This is a genomic window from Nostoc sp. (assembly GCF_036917155.1).
In the GTDB taxonomy this organism is placed as follows: Bacteria; Cyanobacteriota; Cyanobacteriia; order Cyanobacteriales; family Nostocaceae; genus Nostoc.
In genome coordinates this window covers 21,111-38,492 of sequence record NZ_JBALDZ010000241.1, presented here as the reverse complement: position 1 = coordinate 38,492, position 17,382 = coordinate 21,111, and the positions used below count along the sequence as shown (strand labels likewise).

The 17,382-nt window shown below is 42.2% G+C and carries 11 protein-coding genes and 1 pseudogene; 7 read left to right on the top strand and 5 right to left on the bottom strand.

The genetic code is table 11. The annotated features are described in order from the left end of the window. Positions 1-59: 59 nt before the first annotated feature. Entirely contained in the window at positions 60-2,342 is a 2,283-nt protein-coding gene (locus V7K67_RS32515; protein WP_334730703.1) for an ATP-binding protein, read from the bottom strand. Positions 2,343-2,812: 470 nt separating this feature from the next. Between V7K67_RS32515 and V7K67_RS32510 the strand changes: the two genes are divergently transcribed. Together V7K67_RS32510 and V7K67_RS32505 are read left to right on the top strand one after the other, a co-directional pair. After that, a complete protein-coding gene (locus tag V7K67_RS32510) occupies positions 2,813-4,090 on the top strand; it encodes a glycosyltransferase family 4 protein (protein ID WP_334730702.1) in 1,278 nt (425 codons plus the stop codon). 54 nt (positions 4,091-4,144) lie between these two features. After that, a complete protein-coding gene (locus V7K67_RS32505; RefSeq protein WP_335170112.1) occupies positions 4,145-5,068 on the top strand; it encodes an alpha-1,2-fucosyltransferase in 924 nt (307 codons plus the stop codon). A 192-nt stretch (positions 5,069-5,260) separates the two neighbouring features. Here V7K67_RS32505 and V7K67_RS32500 read toward each other — a convergent pair whose 3' ends face one another. Both V7K67_RS32500 and V7K67_RS32495 read right to left on the bottom strand, forming a co-directional pair. Continuing rightward, complete coding sequence (locus tag V7K67_RS32500; protein ID WP_335170111.1) at positions 5,261-6,820, bottom strand: ABC transporter substrate-binding protein; 1,560 nt, start codon at positions 6,818-6,820, stop codon at positions 5,261-5,263. Positions 6,821-7,330: 510 nt separating this feature from the next. Next, complete coding sequence (locus tag V7K67_RS32495) at positions 7,331-8,896, bottom strand: ABC transporter substrate-binding protein (protein WP_334734044.1); 1,566 nt, start codon at positions 8,894-8,896, stop codon at positions 7,331-7,333. Between the two features lie 125 nt (positions 8,897-9,021). On the opposite strand from V7K67_RS32495, the pseudogene V7K67_RS32490 reads away from it, so the two are divergent. Then, positions 9,022-9,588, top strand: a pseudogene (locus tag V7K67_RS32490) (transposase); the annotation flags it as partial. 246 nt (positions 9,589-9,834) lie between these two features. On the opposite strand, the gene V7K67_RS32485 reads toward V7K67_RS32490, so the two are convergent. Next, positions 9,835-11,763, bottom strand: a complete 1,929-nt coding sequence (locus tag V7K67_RS32485; RefSeq protein ID WP_334734043.1) for an alpha-amylase family glycosyl hydrolase — start codon at positions 11,761-11,763, stop codon at positions 9,835-9,837. Between the two features lie 309 nt (positions 11,764-12,072). Continuing rightward, the gene (locus V7K67_RS32480; protein ID WP_335170109.1) at positions 12,073-12,912 is read right to left on the bottom strand and encodes a DODA-type extradiol aromatic ring-opening family dioxygenase; all 840 of its coding nucleotides are present in this window, start codon (positions 12,910-12,912) and stop codon (positions 12,073-12,075) included. A gap of 228 nt (positions 12,913-13,140) precedes the next feature. Between V7K67_RS32480 and V7K67_RS32475 the strand changes: the two genes are divergently transcribed. The 4 genes from V7K67_RS32475 (at position 13,141) to V7K67_RS32460 (ending at position 17,220) form a co-directional block, all read left to right on the top strand. Then, positions 13,141-13,287 (top strand): hypothetical protein, encoded by a 147-nt coding sequence (locus tag V7K67_RS32475; RefSeq protein WP_334734041.1) that lies wholly within the window; start codon positions 13,141-13,143, stop codon positions 13,285-13,287. 329 nt (positions 13,288-13,616) lie between these two features. Beyond that, positions 13,617-14,669 carry a hypothetical protein gene (locus V7K67_RS32470; protein WP_334734040.1) on the top strand — a complete coding sequence of 351 codons (1,053 nt, stop codon included), beginning with the start codon at positions 13,617-13,619 and terminating at the stop codon, positions 14,667-14,669. 661 nt (positions 14,670-15,330) lie between these two features. Continuing rightward, complete coding sequence (locus tag V7K67_RS32465; RefSeq protein WP_334734038.1) at positions 15,331-16,383, top strand: permease; 1,053 nt, start codon at positions 15,331-15,333, stop codon at positions 16,381-16,383. A 63-nt stretch (positions 16,384-16,446) separates the two neighbouring features. After that, on the top strand, positions 16,447-17,220 hold the full coding sequence (locus tag V7K67_RS32460) for a TIGR03943 family putative permease subunit (RefSeq protein WP_334707212.1): 774 nt from the start codon (positions 16,447-16,449) through the stop codon (positions 17,218-17,220). Positions 17,221-17,382: the final 162 nt, after the last annotated feature.

Genomic DNA, 17,382 nt, shown 5'->3' with positions numbered 1-17,382 from the left:
GTCCCTAGTCCCTAGTCCCTAGTCCCCAACCCCCAACCCCCAACCCCCAGTCCCTTTGATTAGGGAAGATACTGTTCAATAAATGTTCGGATTTTTTCAATTTGGAAATTATCTGCATACTCACGTACTGCTTTAACAAATGGTTGGTATCGCTCATCTGTTTTTTCCAAAGTTTTGAGCTGTTGCTCGATCGCCATCAAGCGTCCTTGCAATGCTAATGTGTGCAATTGCGACAAAACCTCATCGGTTGGGGAAATGATCTCGTCTGGGGTGGATGAAGATATTGCTTCTGAGTTGGCACTTATCGGTTCTACAGCAATGGAATTTTGCTCATAAATCCATTTTAGATTCAGGTATTTTTCCAACAACTTCAGCAGTGCTGAGGCTTCTACAGGTTTGGGTAAAAACGCATCAGCTCCGGCTGTAATACTCTCATTTTGGTTACTTTCAAATACACTAGCTGAAGAGGCGATCGCCGGAATATTCTGCAATTCAGGAATCTGTCGCAACTCTCGCAGCATCTCGTAGCCATCCATTTCTGGCATCATCAAGTCTGTAATAATCAGGTCAGGATGAATCTCCTTCGCCTTCTCCAATCCTTCTCGACCGTTGCTGACGGCAATCACTGCAAAACCCAAAGGTTCCAGTAAACTAACCAAAACTGACCGATTCTCCCAACGGTCATCAACTGCCAGCACTTGGCGCTTGCTACCTTCAAATCCTAAAATTTTCCCTTGCTTAGTTGTTCGCAGAGTTGTAGCCCATTCTTTGGCTTCGGGAAGTTCGACCTCAAACCAGAAGGTGCTACCTTGTCCAAGGTGGCTTTCTACATTTAAGGTGCTACCCATCAGAGAAACTATTTGCTGACTAATTGCTAGTCCGAGTCCAGTACCTTCTCCTTGTTTCTTGACATCACCCACTTGTTCAAAGGGCTGGAAAATTTTCTTGAGTCCAGATGACGATATCCCTACCCCTGTATCTTGTACCTCAAAGCGAATTTTATAGATTCCAGCTTCCAATTTGTGAGTTTTAACGCGAAACGTCACTCCGCCTTCATCAGTAAACTTAATGGCATTGCCCAATAAGTTAATCAACACTTGGCGTAGGCGTTTTTCATCGACTGTAATACCAACAGGTAAATTAGAATCAGGTTGATAAGTAAAGGGAATTCCTTTTTGAACAGCACGCACACGCATCATCTCCGCAATGCCTTCAAGGAGTGCCGGGAAATAGGCATCGTCAGGATACAATTCCAACTTGCGGGCTTCGATTTTGGCGAGGTCAAGGACATCGTTAATCAGATTAAGCAAATGATTGCCGCACTGATAGATGATATCTACACCTTTTTTAGCTCGTTCTGTTAAGGGTTCACCATTTTGGAGAATTTGGGCATAGCCCAGGATGCCATTGAGGGGAGTTCGCAGTTCATGACTCATATTAGCCAGAAACTCGCTCTTGGCAAGGTTTGCAGTATCGGCTTTCTCTTTGGCTTCTGCGAGTTCGAGTGTCCGTTCTTCTACCTTTTGTTCCAAAGTGGCAAAAGAGGTTTGCAACTGTTTGGCCATGCTATTAAAAGATGCGGAAAGTTCTCCAAGTTCATCGGTGCGATTGCTGGGTAAAGTCGCATTCCAATTTCCCGTTTCTAATTGTTTAGCGGCGCTATTGAGTTGTAAAACTGGTAATACCACAAGCGATCGCGATAACCAACGCACTAAAACTACAGTCAGTAACAACACAGCCAAAAAAGTTACTAGAGCAAATGCGGCTACTGAATATTCCTGGCGCACTACAGAACTTGCATCCAGTTCAACCACCAAGAATCCATTCACCCGACCCTGGAGATTACTAATTGGAGCATAGCCGTAAAGAATGGTTTCGCCATTTGCAGTTTGGTGAAATTCCGGCTCAACAAATGGCGCATTACAGGCAACGGCTGCATACAAATCATCTAATGACTTTGTGTAATCCATACCAATTAATACACTTTTGCTTTGCTCACCAGGGTCATAGTTTAGAACATAGAGAAATTTTTTATTTGGTTGCTGACGTACAGTATAGATACGTAGAATATCTTTACTTGTTGCTTGAATAGACACAAGTCTATCTTGATTAATTTTGTAAAAGGCTGAGGTGCGATCGCTACGCTGGAGAACCAATCCGTGATAATCGCTATCGATTTGTGGAACTGCCAGACTGACAATCGCCAAAAGACGATTACGGATTGCCTGCCGTTGACTAGAGTACAACTGCCAGTACATCCCCGAAGCTATTGTCCCAGCCATCACCGCGATTAGCACTGAATAGGAAGCAATAATTTTTGTGCTGAGGTTCCAATTTCGCACGCTCTGTGGCTCCTTTTACAGCCCCAAACTACTAATATGAGCAAGTATATTATTAGTCATTGCCCAATTATTTTTAAGATGCCCATTTCATCTATCAAATGAACAGTTGGTCATTAGTCATTAGTCATTAGTCATTTGTTATTTCTGCCCCTCTGCCCTTTTATTGGGTTAAGCCCAGACTGGCGCGGTAAGCGTCTAAGTATACTGAGTAAGATTCAAGTATGATTCCTATATAGCTACTCAGTGAATATTTTAAATAAATCAACACCTCTCGAACAGAGAATATAATTAATTCAGTATAAATTCTCAAGCTATTTCCTAAATTAAAATAATATAACAAAGGATGAGAGTAAAAAATATTCCATTTTCCTTTGAGAACGAATTAAGTAAAACAATAGCATCAGCTAAATAGAGTGCCTTGCAAAAAAAAGGCTTAACTCACATAATCCATACATGTATAATTAGTAGATATGATGGTAACTCAAAAGCAATTAAAGGTATCGCTACTTGTCTGGAATTTATCCACAAACGATGGCTTTATTCGGGCATATTTATTACAGAAAGCTCTAATTAGACTAGGATATGAAGTAGAAATAGTTGGATTTCTCTTTGGTGATGAGTTATACAAAGCGATTCCTCCTGAGGTGAAAGTATATGCTGTAAAAGGGTGCAATTATCCAGCTATATTTAAATCAATTTATAGTATTTTAAAAAAAATTAATGGAGATATTATCTATGCAATTAAACCTCAAGCAGCAAGTTTCGGTGTGGCATTATTAAAAAAGCTATATAGTAAAAAGCCAGTAATTTTAGATATAGATGACTGGGAACTCAGCTGGCATGGTGGCGATGAATGGCAATATAAACCTACAGTCAAACAGTTAGCCAGGGATTTATTAAAACCAGATGGCGCTCTCAGAAGTCCTAATCATCCTTTATATGTGAAATGGATGGAAAAGCTGGTAAGTTGTGCTGATGCTGTGACAGTGCATAATAAATTTTTACAGCAGCGTTTCGGTGGTACGTTTATTCCCAATGGCAAAGATACAGTTTTATTTGATCCATCTCGGTATAATCCTGAAGCAAGCAGAATTCGCTATGGTTTATCTGAATATAAAATTTTAATGTTTCCCGGTGCGCCCAGACCTTATAAAGGCTTAGAAGATGTCCTCATAGCGCTAGATAAAATTAATCAGCCTGACTTAAGGTTAGTGATTGTAGGTGGTAGTCCTTATGATGATTATGATAAGCAACTTCAACAAAAGTGGGGACGTTGGATTATCAAATTGCCAAGTTATCCAGCCGATATCATGCCTGATGTGGTGGCTGCTGCTCACATTGTTGTTGTTCCCCAAAGAGATACACTTGAAACTCGGGCACAATTTCCACTGAAGCTTACAGATGGAATGTCAATGTCTAAGCCTGTATTATCGACGCGAGTGGGAGATATTCCCGAAATTTTAGATGGAACTGGTTATTTAGTTGAACCTGCTAGCCCTGAGCAAATCGGTGAACAAATTCAATTAATATTTGATGATTTAGAGTTAGCGAATGAGCGTGGTAGAAAATCCCGCGAACGATGTGTAAAAAAATATAGCATAGAGGCTATGGCTGCTAATCTGAAGTCAGTAATCTCTCAGGCAGAAATTCTAAATTCAAAAGATCAGGACATATTAAGGGATTTCCAAGGTGCAGACTTTGATAAAACCTTGTGGGGTGTTCATCCCAAAATCTCTGGGGTGAAATGAGCAGTGATACCGAAATTTACGCTCAGGAATTTGTCATTTTTAGAGGTTTTATATATGTTAGTAATCTCTGCAAAATCTGGACAACTAGGCAACAGGTTATTATTATTTGCTAATTTTATCGCATTTGCAATTGAAAATAATGTCACAGTCATCAATCCAGCATTTGACGAGTATGCTGATTTTTTTATCTCAACGTCTCAAGACTTTTTATGTTGCTATCCTCCCACACCATTTTCAATTACTGGAAACCAATTGCTACGTAAATACTACTATAATATCAATCGTTATTTAGCTGAAAGTAGGCGTTTCAACACAATTAATATTAAGCGAAATGAGCCATTTAATTGGAGTAATTCAAACATCACCAAAGATATAAAATTAGGTTCTATAAACTTCTTTCAAGGATGGATGTTTCGCGATGGATGGTTTGTAGATGACATATCAAATCTAAAAAAGCATCAAGAAAAAATTCGTGCTTACTTTCAACCTTTAAATAAGTATCAGTTAAATGTAGCAAAACTCATATCCAATATTCGTAGCCGGACTGATATTATCATTGGAGTTCATATCCGTCATGGAGATTATCAGCAACATCAAAATGGCAAATATTTCTATTTAATTGAAGAGTATTTAAAGGTTATGGAATCAGCACAAACACTATTTCCTAACCAAAAAGTGACATTTTTGATTTGCTCAAATCAAAAGCAAAATGAGGATTGTTTACAACATTTATCTTATATTAATGGCAATAATCATATAATTGATGATATGTATTCCTTAGCTGAATGTGATTATATTATTGGACCTCCTAGTAGTTATAGTATGTGGGCATCATTTTATGGTGAGCGACCTCTCTATATGATTAGGGATGTTAATAAAACGTTAGAAATCGAAGATTTTGTTCACTTTTACCAATGGCAAGGAGTTTTTCACTATAACGAAGACTGGAGTAAAAGTGTCTGGGAATGGAAACATTAGACCTATTATTAATATAAGCATTATCGAACAGAATTCAGTAGTCAGGAGTCAGAATGGGCTAAACGCCCCGCTATCCATGTACAGAATGAATTTTGACCCTGATTCTATCGTCAGTGATCGCCAGCCCCAAATAATGACTAAAACCTATTCCTAGCATACGTTTGCTAATTTGCGGATATGTCTATTAATTTTTTATGGGGTTAGCCCCAGGCTAGCGCGGTAAGCAGCGCGTTGAGACTTAGTCCCAACTGTGTTAGTAATCTGCTCCCATTTCTGTTCAATTTGTTGCATTGCTTGTTCCTTGGTAATTTTGTTCGCTAAGAAATCCGCTCGAATCGCATCGAGGGCTTCGATATATTGCTGATTGTGGGGAATTTTCAGATCCACAACCATATTGGAACTATTCAAGCTGACACCGATCGCTCCTAAATAGCTGTTGGCTGCTTCAGGTGACATCCCGGCTTTAATCCAGGGGTTTGCATTTTCAAATTGAGAAATTCGGTAGGGGTTGAAGCCCGTTTCGCCCAGGGTGACATCAATATTTGACTGAGCCGATTGACCCATGTAGGAGAGAAACGAGTATGCAGAATCTTTCACCGCTGCTGCTGTCTTTGCCGCAACAACACCGACCCATCCCCCATAAGCGGCATAGGGCGCGTGATTAACTCCATCAATGGCGTAAGGACAGGTAAACTTGTCACAAGTAACCAACTTACCCGTCTTTTGATCGAGAACTTGAGTTGTGCCAGGAGTGATAAAGGCTCCTACTTTGTTAATCACTTTCGATGCAGGAGCGATCGCCAGTGTACCCACATCTCCCCAGTCAAGGGTCATAGCACACCTCCCACTCAGAAATAATTCTCTGGCTTTTGCCTGACTCAGATTTTGATCGTCGGGAACTCCATAATCCATCGTTTTTTTGTATATCTCTAGTGCCCTGGCAAATCCTGGATTGTTCACTAAGGGTTTCATCGTGTCCGGGTCAAAAAATATCCCTTGTGCAGTTCCCTGAGATTGCAAAAAGGGAGCGACAAATGAACCCAATATAGATGCACTAAATTCCTTGGGACGCTTTTCAATACAAGAGCCATAGTCTGATGTACCATCGCCATTTAAGTCTTTACCGTGAAATCGTTTGGCGATCGCCAGATAGTCATCCCACGTTCCTGGAGGCGTTAAACCCGCTTTCTGTAACAAGTCAGTGCGATAATAAATTATGTGAAAGTCGCCATCTAAGGGAATTGCGTAGGTGCGTCCCTTGTAATTCGCATTGAAATTCTGAAATAGGGGAGCAATATCATCCCATTGCAAAGCAGCATCAGATTTCCGGCGATCGCTTAAATCTTCCAAAGAGCCAGCATTAATAAAGTCGATTAGCCACTGAGGCAAAACAATTGCTGCATCATACTTTGAATTCTTTCCAGACCAGTTTTTTTGTAGTGTGTCATACAAATCTTTGAAGGGAACAGTCGTTAGATTGACCTTCGCTCCAGTTAGGGCTTCAAACCCCGCAATATGTCGTGCAGTCGCCGTTTTTTGCGCTCCATCATGGGTAATGACATTAATCATCACGCCGTCAAAGCGTTGTGTAGTCGGCTTGATCTGGGTAGGCTGGGGCGATACAGAGATTTGAGAACTGGGTGGGGAAAAACTACAACTCGGAACCCCTAAGCTCAAACACAGAGCAGCCAGGAAAATCAAAACATAGCGAACTTGTTTCAAATGGAAACAAAAGCCATGCCAATCAGACATTTTATGCGTCCTCTTCATGGTTGTAATATGAAAAGGTTTTCAAGTCTTGTATACAAATTTTTATCTCCCTTTTTATTTGTAATTTATAGTTCAAAAGAACTACTGAGTTGCGATGCCTGTGGTGGGTGTAGCGACGATCGCTATTTTGGGAAAGCCTGAAACACCAATTCTATCGTCAGTAGTTTGAAAAGTCAGATTGAATTGAAGAAGAATTCAGAAGTCAGAATTCAGGAGCGGAGCTGGAGACGTTTCCGTTAGCTCCGGTCAGCAATCTTGACGCTCGTTCGCTCTTAGCGTCTACCCTTCTCACATTGGGAGAGGCTAACGCCAAGGGAGAAGACAAAGGCTTAGCTACGCTATCCGCTTTTTCGTTCAGAATTCATTCTGTACATGGATAGCGGGGCGTTTAGCCCATTCTGACTCCTGACTCCTGAATTCTGTTCGATAAGCGAACGGACGGTTTAACTTCTAAATCTTGATGATTTACGCCGACCTACTTGGTTTAATTTTTTATGGAGTTAGCCCTAGGCTGGCGCGGTAAGCGGCGTGTTGAGACTCACGCCCGACTGTGTTGGTAATCTGCTCCCATCCCTGTTCAATCTGCTGCATTGTTTTCTCTGTGGTGAGTTTGTTCACTAAGAAATCAGATACGGCGGCATCAAGGACTTCAAATTGATATTGCTGATTATGGGGAATGCTCAAATTCAAAACTATGTTGGGGCTGTTCAAGCTGACTCCAATGGCTGCAAGATAATTGTTGGCAGCTTCAGACGACATCCCAGATTTAATCCAGGGATCTGAGTTTTCAAATTGAGAAATTCGATAAGGATTGAAGCCCGTTGCGCCAATTGTCACATCCACACTGGATTGAGCCGATTGACTCATGTAAGAGAGATACGAGTATGCGGCATCCTTCACTTTTGCTGCTGCTTTGGCATGAATCACACCAGTCCAACCAACGTTGGCCGCGTAGGGTGCGTGATTTGCTCCATCAATGGCATAAGGACAAGTAAACTTATCGCAGGCGATCAATTTGTTGGTTTTGCGATCGAGAACTTGAGTCGTACCGGGAGTTATGACAGCACCCACTTTATCCATCACTTTAGACACGGTTGGATCAATAGCTAGTGGCCCAACATCGCCCCAATCAATGGTTAGAGCGCATCTGCCAGTGATAAATAATTCTCTAGCTTTAGAACCACCCAAATTCTGATCCTGGGGAATTCCATAATCCATTGTTTGTTTGTAAATATCTAATGCTTTGGCAAAAGCTGGATTGTTTACTAGGGGTTTCATCGTCTCTGGGTCAAAAAATGCTCCTTGTACTGTTCCCTGAGATTGTAAAAAAGGAGTGGCGATGGATATCAACATACTTGTGCTATTTTCATGAGCGCGCTTTGAAATACAAGAGCCATAGTCTGGTTTACCGTCACCATTTAGGTCTTTGCCATGAAAGCGTTTTGCGAGCGCTAAATACTGCTCCCACGTTTCTGGAGGCGTTAAGCCAGCTTCCTTTAACAAATCTGTGCGATAATAAACCATGTGAAAATCACCATCCAACGGAATACTGTAGATGCGCCCTTTATAAGTCGCACTCACATTCCGAAAGATCGGAGCGATATCTTCCCACTGCAAAGCAGTATCAGTCTTCACTCGCGCAGTCAAATCCTCCAGATAACCAGCATCGATAAAGTCGATCAGCCATTGAGGCAAGATAACTGCCATATCGTACTTTGAATTCTTACCAGACCAGTTGTTTTGTAATGTAGTGTAGAGATTTTTAAAGGGAATACCCGTTAGATTGACCTTCGCTCCAGTCAAGGCTTCAAACTCGGCAATATGTCGCTTAGTCCCCGTATAAATAGCTTCATCATGGGTAATGACATTAATCGTCACACCATCAAAGCGTTGTGCAGTTGAATTGTTCTGGCTGGGCTGGGGCGATACAGAGATTTGAGAATTGGGTGGAGAAAAACTGCAACCTGGAATCCCTAAGCTCAACCAGAGGGCAGCTAGAAAAATCAGATAATATCTAACTTGTTTCCAGTGGGAACAAAAGCTACGCCAATCAAACATTTTATGCGTCCTCTTCACAGTTGTAATCGGTATATAATTACACTCAAATTGCCCACATTGGGGTGATTTGACGAGGAAAATAGTTAAATTTTGCAATGATCTATAAAATTACAGATTTACAGCGATTGAAAGCAAGTGAGGCACAAATTCCGACGACTTACATGTCGAATATTGCCGGAATCAGCGCACATCAAGATTATCGTGTAATTAATTTGTGGGAGGTTGATGTAAATATTGTATTTGAACAACCTTTACCATCATTGCTTCCCTTTGTGCCAATTCTTAAAGGTGGTGAAAATGAGTCAACAATCCGACAAGCATTACAAATTTTGCGTAGAGATGAACAATTAAACCAATTAGAAACAGTTTTAGCTTTTTTTGCTAATTTTGTACTAGAAAGTGCTTTAGTTCAGGAAATCATGAGGTGGGATATGGCTGTGTTGCGCGAATCACCTTGGTATCAAGAAATTTTACGCGAAGGGGAAGCACGAGGAGAAGCACGTGGGGAAGCGCGTGGGGAAGTCCGGGGAATTCAGACGGGTCTTGAGGTATTATTAGAGATAAAATTTGGCGATCCTGGCTTGGAATTAATGCCAATTATCTATGAAACTACAGATTTACAGCGATTGAAAGCAATTCAACAAGCAATCAAAACTGTAAATTCTGTTGAGGAATTGAGGCAAATTTTGTAGTGCGATTATCGAACAGAATTCAGGAGTCAGGAGTCAGAATGGGCTAAACGCCCCGCTATCCATGTACAGCATGAATTGTGTACGAAAAAGCGGATAGCGCAGCGTCAAGCCTTCTCTTTCAGAGACGCTAACGCGAACGGCATAGCAGTATGTTGCAGTGTCCGCGATCGCCTCTTTCTACTGCAAAACTGCTATAGAGTCTGTTCACAAGTGCATCACTTATGAACAGATTCTACCGTATAAACTCTATGATTCTCTTCCTGATGCCCAGGTATCACGCCATTTGACAGTACCTTCTTTCGCAATCACCCAGCGGCGATTTACCAGATTTTCGCGCAGAGGCGATTGCCCTTCCCGCCACATGGCATATTTATAAGCAATCAGTTTACCAGCACTTTCATCAAAGGGAATCTCAGCCGACCAGGTATTGGAGTTGATGTACTCTAAAGGATATGCTTTGCTGATATCCCAGTTACCCAACTCTGGGCAATCTCCTGTTACCACAATGATTTCACCGGGTTGGGTATCCACGCCATTGAGTTGGACGCGGACAATTGTTTGTGCTTTGATTCGTTCGCCAACGTGGCTGAAAACAAGCACTCCGCGTTCTTCTAATATCAGGTTATAAATCTTGCCGTCTTTCACTTCATACTTATTGCGAGTCACCACGCAGGTATGTTCCCCATCGGGTAATTCTGTTTCTACTTCTCTTAGAGTAACTTCTCCTCCCCGGTTTAAAGCGACAAAACACAAGGAGTCACGATAGCGGCGTACATAACAGTAAACATCTGCTGTTAAGTATTTTTGCCAGTGGCTACCCATTGACACGGCTGGATTCAGTCGCCGTAAACCAGATAGCAGCCTGATGGAACGATAAATCTCATTCTCAGCATCCCAATTTTCCATCATTGGGCGGTTGTACGGGTCGTTACCGCCATCAGTATCGTCATGGAGATATTGTTCTGTACCGTAGTAAATGCAGGGAATACCGCGAGATGTCATAATTAAAGCGATCGCTACCTTCAACATCGCTGGATCGGGGTTCAGCGATTGAAAGCGGCACATATCATGGTTATCGATGAAGGTAACTAGCTCTGTTGCCCCGTTATAGCGATAATCCTGATCAAAAATGTATTGAATTGTTTGGAATCCGTTTTCTGAACCTTGCCCTAGCGCGGCTCGAATTGCCACACACAAACCAAAGTCTAGAAGTGTCATGCCTGAGTGATTGGCAAATTCCACCGAGCGATCGTCACTCGGATTACTATAAATCCATTCACCAAAAATAAATACATCTGGTTTGTGATTGGTCATCTCGCCAGTGAATTCTTGCCAAAACCAAATCGGCATGTGCTTGACAGTATCCACCCGCAGTGCATCTACACCCCGATCTAGCCATTGCTTAATGGCTGACTTAATATATTCCCGATATTCCGTATTGTTTTCATTGAAGGTTGCTAAACCAGCAAGTTCACAGTTCTGAACTTGCCAATCGTCTTCCCAGTTTTGCACTTCGCCATAGTGATGATACCAATTATTGACATCATTATTGAAGTCAGCAATTTTTACACCATCATCAAACAATTCACCCTTACTACCACTAGTATCAGGGCTGCTATGGTTGCAGACGATATCCAGCACCAGCTTCATATTGCGCTTGTGTAGTTCCGCAATTAATCGATCAAAGGTTGTATTTTTTTCTTCTTGAGTAGCATTTAAAGAAGGATTTTCTCCCTCAGCAATGTAGCGAGGATTAATCCGTTTAAAATCTTTTGTCCAATAGCCATGCATCGCTGCATTGCTAATAAATAACTCTTCAACTTGCTCGAATAGTGGAGTTAACCAAAGGGCGGTAACTCCCATGTTTTTGAGATAGTCTAACTTATCGATGACACCTTGCAAGTCGCCACCCCAGTACTTACCCCACTCTTGTCTCTTTGGATCGTACAGTTCTGAGTTTGCACCTTCGCTGTTATCTGGATCGCCATCATAAAAGCGATCGACCACAAGAAAGTAAATGGTTTCCTGACGAAATTCAATATCTCTGGTGTAAAGAAACTCTAGGTCAATTTCAGTTTCTGACGGTGGTGTTTCTATAATAGCGTCTACTTTTTCTTGTGCAGAATCAACTTTGTATTGATCTGGTGAAAACTGGGATGGAGGGGTTTTTACCATAAAAAAACTCAAAATTTCATGTAATTTACATTTGTAGAACTAACAGTACAAACACTTTGAGTATTGTGTGTCACTACAAACATCGGTATTGTCACATCCTGCCCACGGTGTAGGTATCTATCGCTAGCTAGTTTATAATTCTATCGATAGATATAATTCATCTGCTAGAGGGTAAAAACACAAGAATATAGCAGTTATTAACGATAATTGCTCGTTCAGAAAAGTCTGCATCAAAGGAAGTTTCCATCTTCTGCTGCACAGATTTTGGTATGGGTTGACCGCCGCTACTGTGAGCTAGGTTGACTCTGATTACAAATTATCTGTAGCTTTACCAAAGCGGAAACTGGAAACAGCTACTCCACCCATAAATGCATCCTCATGATAAACGCGATCGCCCGGCTCTGATTCTGCGGCACCAACAGCCACCAAGAGCGGGATCAAATGATCCTCTCTGGGATGAGCTAGGCGGGCTGATGGTGCATTGCTCCAGTTGAGTAGTTTCAGGTTTCTTTCCTCCGACTTCGATCCGCAAACAGCGTCAGTCAGCCACTCATCAAACTTATGGGAAGGGACACTCGCCTGTGGCCCCATCTGTCTCAAGTTGTGATAGCTCAGTCCACTGCCGATAATCAGCACCCCCTCCTTTCTTAGAGGAGCGAGTGCCTTACCAGCAGCCAAATGAGCTTCTGGGTCATAGTCTCTGCGAAGCGAAAGTTGAAGCACTGGGACGTTTGCTTCTGGGTAAGCTACTACTAGAGGGGCGAAGACACCATGATCAAACCCACGGGAGTTGTCGGAACGCGTCTGAAATCCTGCTTTCTCTAACAATTCTTGCACTCGTTGGGCTATTTGCGGCGATCCTGGTGCAGAATATTTGATGTGATATGTGTGTTCGGGGAATCCAGAGTAGTCGTAGAGCATCCCAGGAGCAGCACTCGCCATCACTGTGAAGTCGCGTTCTTCCCAATGACCAGAGATCATGAGGATTGCCTTGGGGGTGATCCCGATCTCCCTTGACATTTCTTGCAAAGATGCTTCAAGTTGATCAAATCCCGGCATCTCCTGTTTTAACCACGGCCAGGGGCCGCCCCCGTGGGAAATAAAGTAAGTCGGGAGGAAAATTTCATGGTCAGTTTTGTTTGTCATCATATAGTTCTCAATTTCTTTTTGATGAATGCGATCGCCAATAACCAATAACCAATGGGTTGTACTTTTACTATACTCAGTGCTGAGTTCTGAGTAAGAAGAGGAGTACTCGGTACAATCGATGGCAGGTATTTGCCCTGCCCGAAGTCAAGCGGAATTTTTTTCTATGGAGTTGGTTGATACCCCGCCCCTTGTGGGTGGTCTTTCAACTCAGCACGGGAATCGGGACAATTGGTGAAAGTTTTGCCCCAATGGTCTATCGGGGAGCAAGCTTCTCTTTACCTCCTCTATGAGGGACGGCGACTATTGCCAGCCAAGGTAACGTGTTTTCGTGATTTTATTTGCGATCGCTTTGCGGCAATCAGTTCCGAAGTTTGACCACAACATTGCTGCTAAATTTTCACGACATAGGTGGTAGAAATGCCATGAATTTGTCGATAGTCTATCTTACAATTAGCGATCGCAGAACATTGGCAAATTGCATTTGATGAATAATAGGGGAAGTCAGGAGTTTGTGGAGTCGGATTACAGTAAGGTTTAATTAGTGCTGGACATTAGCCGTCAACAAGGTTTCGTTACACCTGAGCAATACTGAGTAAAACATGTCTTAGCGAACTTTTTCTCTAGAAGATTCGCTCCATTGGTAAACTGACCATTGTCACTTTCAATCTGTTATTACTATCAAGGAATTAATTTAGGTAGCAAATATGACTAAATATGACAAGGTTTTTAACTCACCAAAGACATCAGAGGAATCACTAAGTCCAGAAGAAGCAGTAGCGGCGATCGCAACTGTAACTGCGATCGCAGATTCAGTGATTGACGAGGTAGATGCAGAAAGTTTAGCGGGTATTCTCTGGGAATTCGAGGTTTTCGAGGAATACTCAGAAGATGAAATCACAGAAATAGTTGATAGACTCATCTCCATTGCCGAAGAAGAGGGAATTGGGCCTTTGTTTAATGTCGCTAAAGTATCTCTCTCAGATGAATTAGTGCTAGATGGTTTTGCTGCTGGGGTAATAGTACTTTTAGACGATGAACTCGCCATCCCCAAACCGAAACAAGCCTACCTCAAAAAGCTACAAGCAGCCTTAGAACTGGAGGATGAAGAAGCAGAGGAAATCATCAAGGAGGTAATTGCGGCCTTTAAAGAAGCAGAAGATGAAGAATATGCAGACGATGATGATGATGAAACAGTAGTCATCGAAGATTTTAGTGAACAGGCATATCAATCCCCATTAGGTAATTTTACCGTCCCGATTCCAGTTGATCCCCAGCAGGGCGGTAGAATTCAGAGCCAGGAAGGAGTAGTTGGCTTTTCTGATGACATCGGTACTTTGCTGAGAATTGATTATTATCCTTTCCCCCTGGAACAGTTAGAGGAATTGGAGTCTATTGGACAAGAAGAATATTTACAAACAATCTTAGTAGACAAGTATGTACCCCAGGCGATTTTTGCCAATGTACCAGATGCTTCTGTGGAGTATACCGAATATCTGGAAAATACTTTGCGAGGCGCTTACTATGTGTTAATCGATATGCCTAAAGGTTCCACGATTTCTAAGCAAGAAAATAATGGAACTGCGATCAGATTAGATGCGTACCGAGGACTGCTTACCTTTATCAGGGGTGAATTTTTGTATATAGTTAGTAGTCAACACAGCTTTATTAACGGCGAAACTCCCGATTCTATTGAAGAAGAGGCCGAAGACATCAAGGAGAGTATTTTAGAGTTTGTTGAAACTATAGAGTTCGCCTAGTAGTCTGTCAATACATAAATAAATTAAGAGTAGAGACGGCGACTTAGGGAACTCCAAGAGTCTATAATATGGCGGGTGAGACGCCATTGGTGTCAAGTTAAGAAAAATAGAGTCTTGTAAAGAGAGGCCTACTAATTGACTAAACTCAGCACCCTTGTGCTGAGTTTAGTCATGAGTAAACCACGGAAAAAACAAGGGAATCCAGACTTTCGCCATCGTGTAACGGCGCTGGCGCTTCAGAGCAAGGAGATTGAATCGTCGCAACCAAGAGCGATGTCTACGACGGGCTACGCCTACCCCAAATGTTGCAGAACTGTGAATACTTGATGAAAATACAGCCGAGCTAATATCTAATCCAGGAAATTACTGTAAGTATAAACATAGGGAATTTCAAATCATCTATGCAGCTACTTGCCCTCTAGAACGGAACAAATTCTGAACTTAGACAATCTTAGAAATGGTAATCGTCAGTAAATGCACTCAGGTAAAAATCAATATCTTGGCTGAAGCAAAGGTTTGTAGCGCTTAAACGCAATTTCAAACATTAGATAACTTGCTACTTAAATAATGTTTAATTTTCCCGAACTGCTTTTGATCCCCATTTCGATAGAATGACTAGGCAGAACCCTAAAACTAAAAACCGCTTTTGACTGCGACGCCCATGAATGAACTGAACAATGGTTTTACGCTATTTCTAAGTCTGCTAGTCGAGGCGATGCCTTTTTTGCTTCTTGGGGTTTTATTCTCCAGTTTGCTGCTGTTTTTTGTTGATGAGCGCAAACTAGTAGAAAAAATGCCCACAAATCCGCTATTGGGTGCTTTAGTTGGCAGCATGATCGGCTTTTTATTTCCGGTGTGTGAGTGCGGGAATGTACCGGTAGCGCGGCGGTTCCTGATTCAGGGAGTACCCACACCAGTCGCAATTGGTTTTTTGCTAGCAGCACCAACAATTAACCCAATTGTAATTTGGTCAACTTGGACAGCATTTCGAGATCAGCCAGAAATAGTGGTCTTACGAGTCGTATTTTCTCTAGTAATTGCCACAATCGTCGGGTATGTTTTCAGTTTTCAAAAGGACTTAAATCCGATAATTCAGCCCGCGATCGCTCGTTATATGAAGTTTAACCCACCCGCGCCGCCTGAAACCAAACGCCGTGGTAAGCGTTCCCAAGCACAAGAGGAAGCAACAATACCGAATATCTTACAATCTGGGACTTATATCTTAGGAGGAAAAGCAGGTACACCACTGCGGATAGATGCTAATTTAGTACCGCCTACCTCAGCGTCTACTTCCAATAAACCGTTGACAGCGAAACTGCGTCTAGTAGTGGATAATAGCATCCAAGAATTTCGAGAATTGGGCGGCGTTATGGTTGTAGGAAGTGCGATCGCGGCTGCCATTCAAGTCCTCGCTCCCCGTGAATTAATTCTCAGTTTGGGTGCTGGCCCCATTACCTCAATTGCGGTCATGCTGATATTAGCAGTAGTGGTGTCAATTTGTTCTACAGTTGATTCTTTCTTCGCCCTATCTTTTGCCTCAACCTTTAGCAGTGGTTCATTGTTGGCATTTCTAGTATTTGGGCCAATGATTGACATCAAAGGTATTGGTTTGATGTTATCCATTTTTAAACCAAAAACGGTTTTTTACTTATTTGCTTTAGCAGCACAATTAACATTTGTGTTTACCCTTTTCCTTAACTTGCACGTCTTTTAAAAAATTATTTGTCATTTGTCCTTTGCTAATGACCAATGACTAATGACCAATGACTAATGACTAATGACTAACAAAAATCCCAAATCTAAAATCCCAAATCTGTTACTCCCTTGGCTGGATGCTATAGCAATTACAGCCTGGGGCACTTTGATGTTGAGATATTGGCTAACTAACAAGCTGAACCTGTTGATTCACCCAAATTACATTTGGTTCGTGGTCGTGACAGGTATTGGTTTGATTATTATTGGTTTCTTCAAGATGCAGGAACTTTGGCAACGTCGTCGCCATGACGTTACGCCAAACGCCCCGCATATTAGTTTATTTCCCCCAGGTTGGGGCAGTACTTTGTTGTTGACTACGGCGATTCTAGGTTTTATCATTACACCGCAAGTTTTTGCTAGTGACAAAGCACTTCAAAGGGGTGTTACGACTGATTCATTGGGAAGCACGCGTGTCAAACCCCAAGCCTTTCGCGCTACCGTTCGTCCAGAGGAGCGATCGCTTGTAGATTGGGTGCGTACTGTCAATGTCTATCCAGAACCAGATACATATACAGGTCAAAAAGTCAAAGTACAGGGATTTGTCATTCATCCGCCGGATATAGGAAAAGAATATTTGTTCTTAGCACGATTTGTCTTAACTTGCTGTGCAGCAGATGCTTACCCTGTAGGATTACCCGTCAAACTCCCAAATAATCAAGAGGCTTATGCCGCTGATAACTGGCTGGAAGTCGAAGGACAAATGGTGACAGAAAATTTGGCAGGTAAACGCCAACTTACCATTGCTGCCAACTCTCTCAAAAAGATTCCTCAACCCCAGAATCCTTATAGTTATTAGTCGTTAGTCATTAGTCATTAGCCCAATGCCCATCAGGAGTGCTGTTAGAGCGGGGCGGTTTAGCCCGTAATGAGTGCTGAGTGGGGAATCTCACTTCTTTACTCAGGACTGGGAACCGGCTAAACCTTAGCTATCCGCTAACGGAAAAGAGGAACTGTTTTG

What these genes read in the sequence shown, in the direction of transcription:
- V7K67_RS32485 (WP_334734043.1), bottom strand. Translation starts at nt 11,763, where the DNA reads ATGGTAAAAACCCCTCCATCCCAGTTTTCACCAGATCAATACAAAGTT.
- V7K67_RS32460 (WP_334707212.1), top strand. Translation starts at nt 16,447, where the DNA reads ATGACTAACAAAAATCCCAAATCTAAAATCCCAAATCTGTTACTCCCT.
- V7K67_RS32480 (WP_335170109.1), bottom strand. Translation starts at nt 12,912, where the DNA reads ATGATGACAAACAAAACTGACCATGAAATTTTCCTCCCGACTTACTTT.
- V7K67_RS32465 (WP_334734038.1), top strand. Translation starts at nt 15,331, where the DNA reads ATGAATGAACTGAACAATGGTTTTACGCTATTTCTAAGTCTGCTAGTC.
- V7K67_RS32510 (WP_334730702.1), top strand. Translation starts at nt 2,813, where the DNA reads ATGATGGTAACTCAAAAGCAATTAAAGGTATCGCTACTTGTCTGGAAT.
- V7K67_RS32495 (WP_334734044.1), bottom strand. Translation starts at nt 8,896, where the DNA reads ATGTTTGATTGGCGTAGCTTTTGTTCCCACTGGAAACAAGTTAGATAT.
- V7K67_RS32470 (WP_334734040.1), top strand. Translation starts at nt 13,617, where the DNA reads ATGACTAAATATGACAAGGTTTTTAACTCACCAAAGACATCAGAGGAA.
- V7K67_RS32500 (WP_335170111.1), bottom strand. Translation starts at nt 6,820, where the DNA reads ATGTCTGATTGGCATGGCTTTTGTTTCCATTTGAAACAAGTTCGCTAT.
- V7K67_RS32505 (WP_335170112.1), top strand. Translation starts at nt 4,145, where the DNA reads ATGTTAGTAATCTCTGCAAAATCTGGACAACTAGGCAACAGGTTATTA.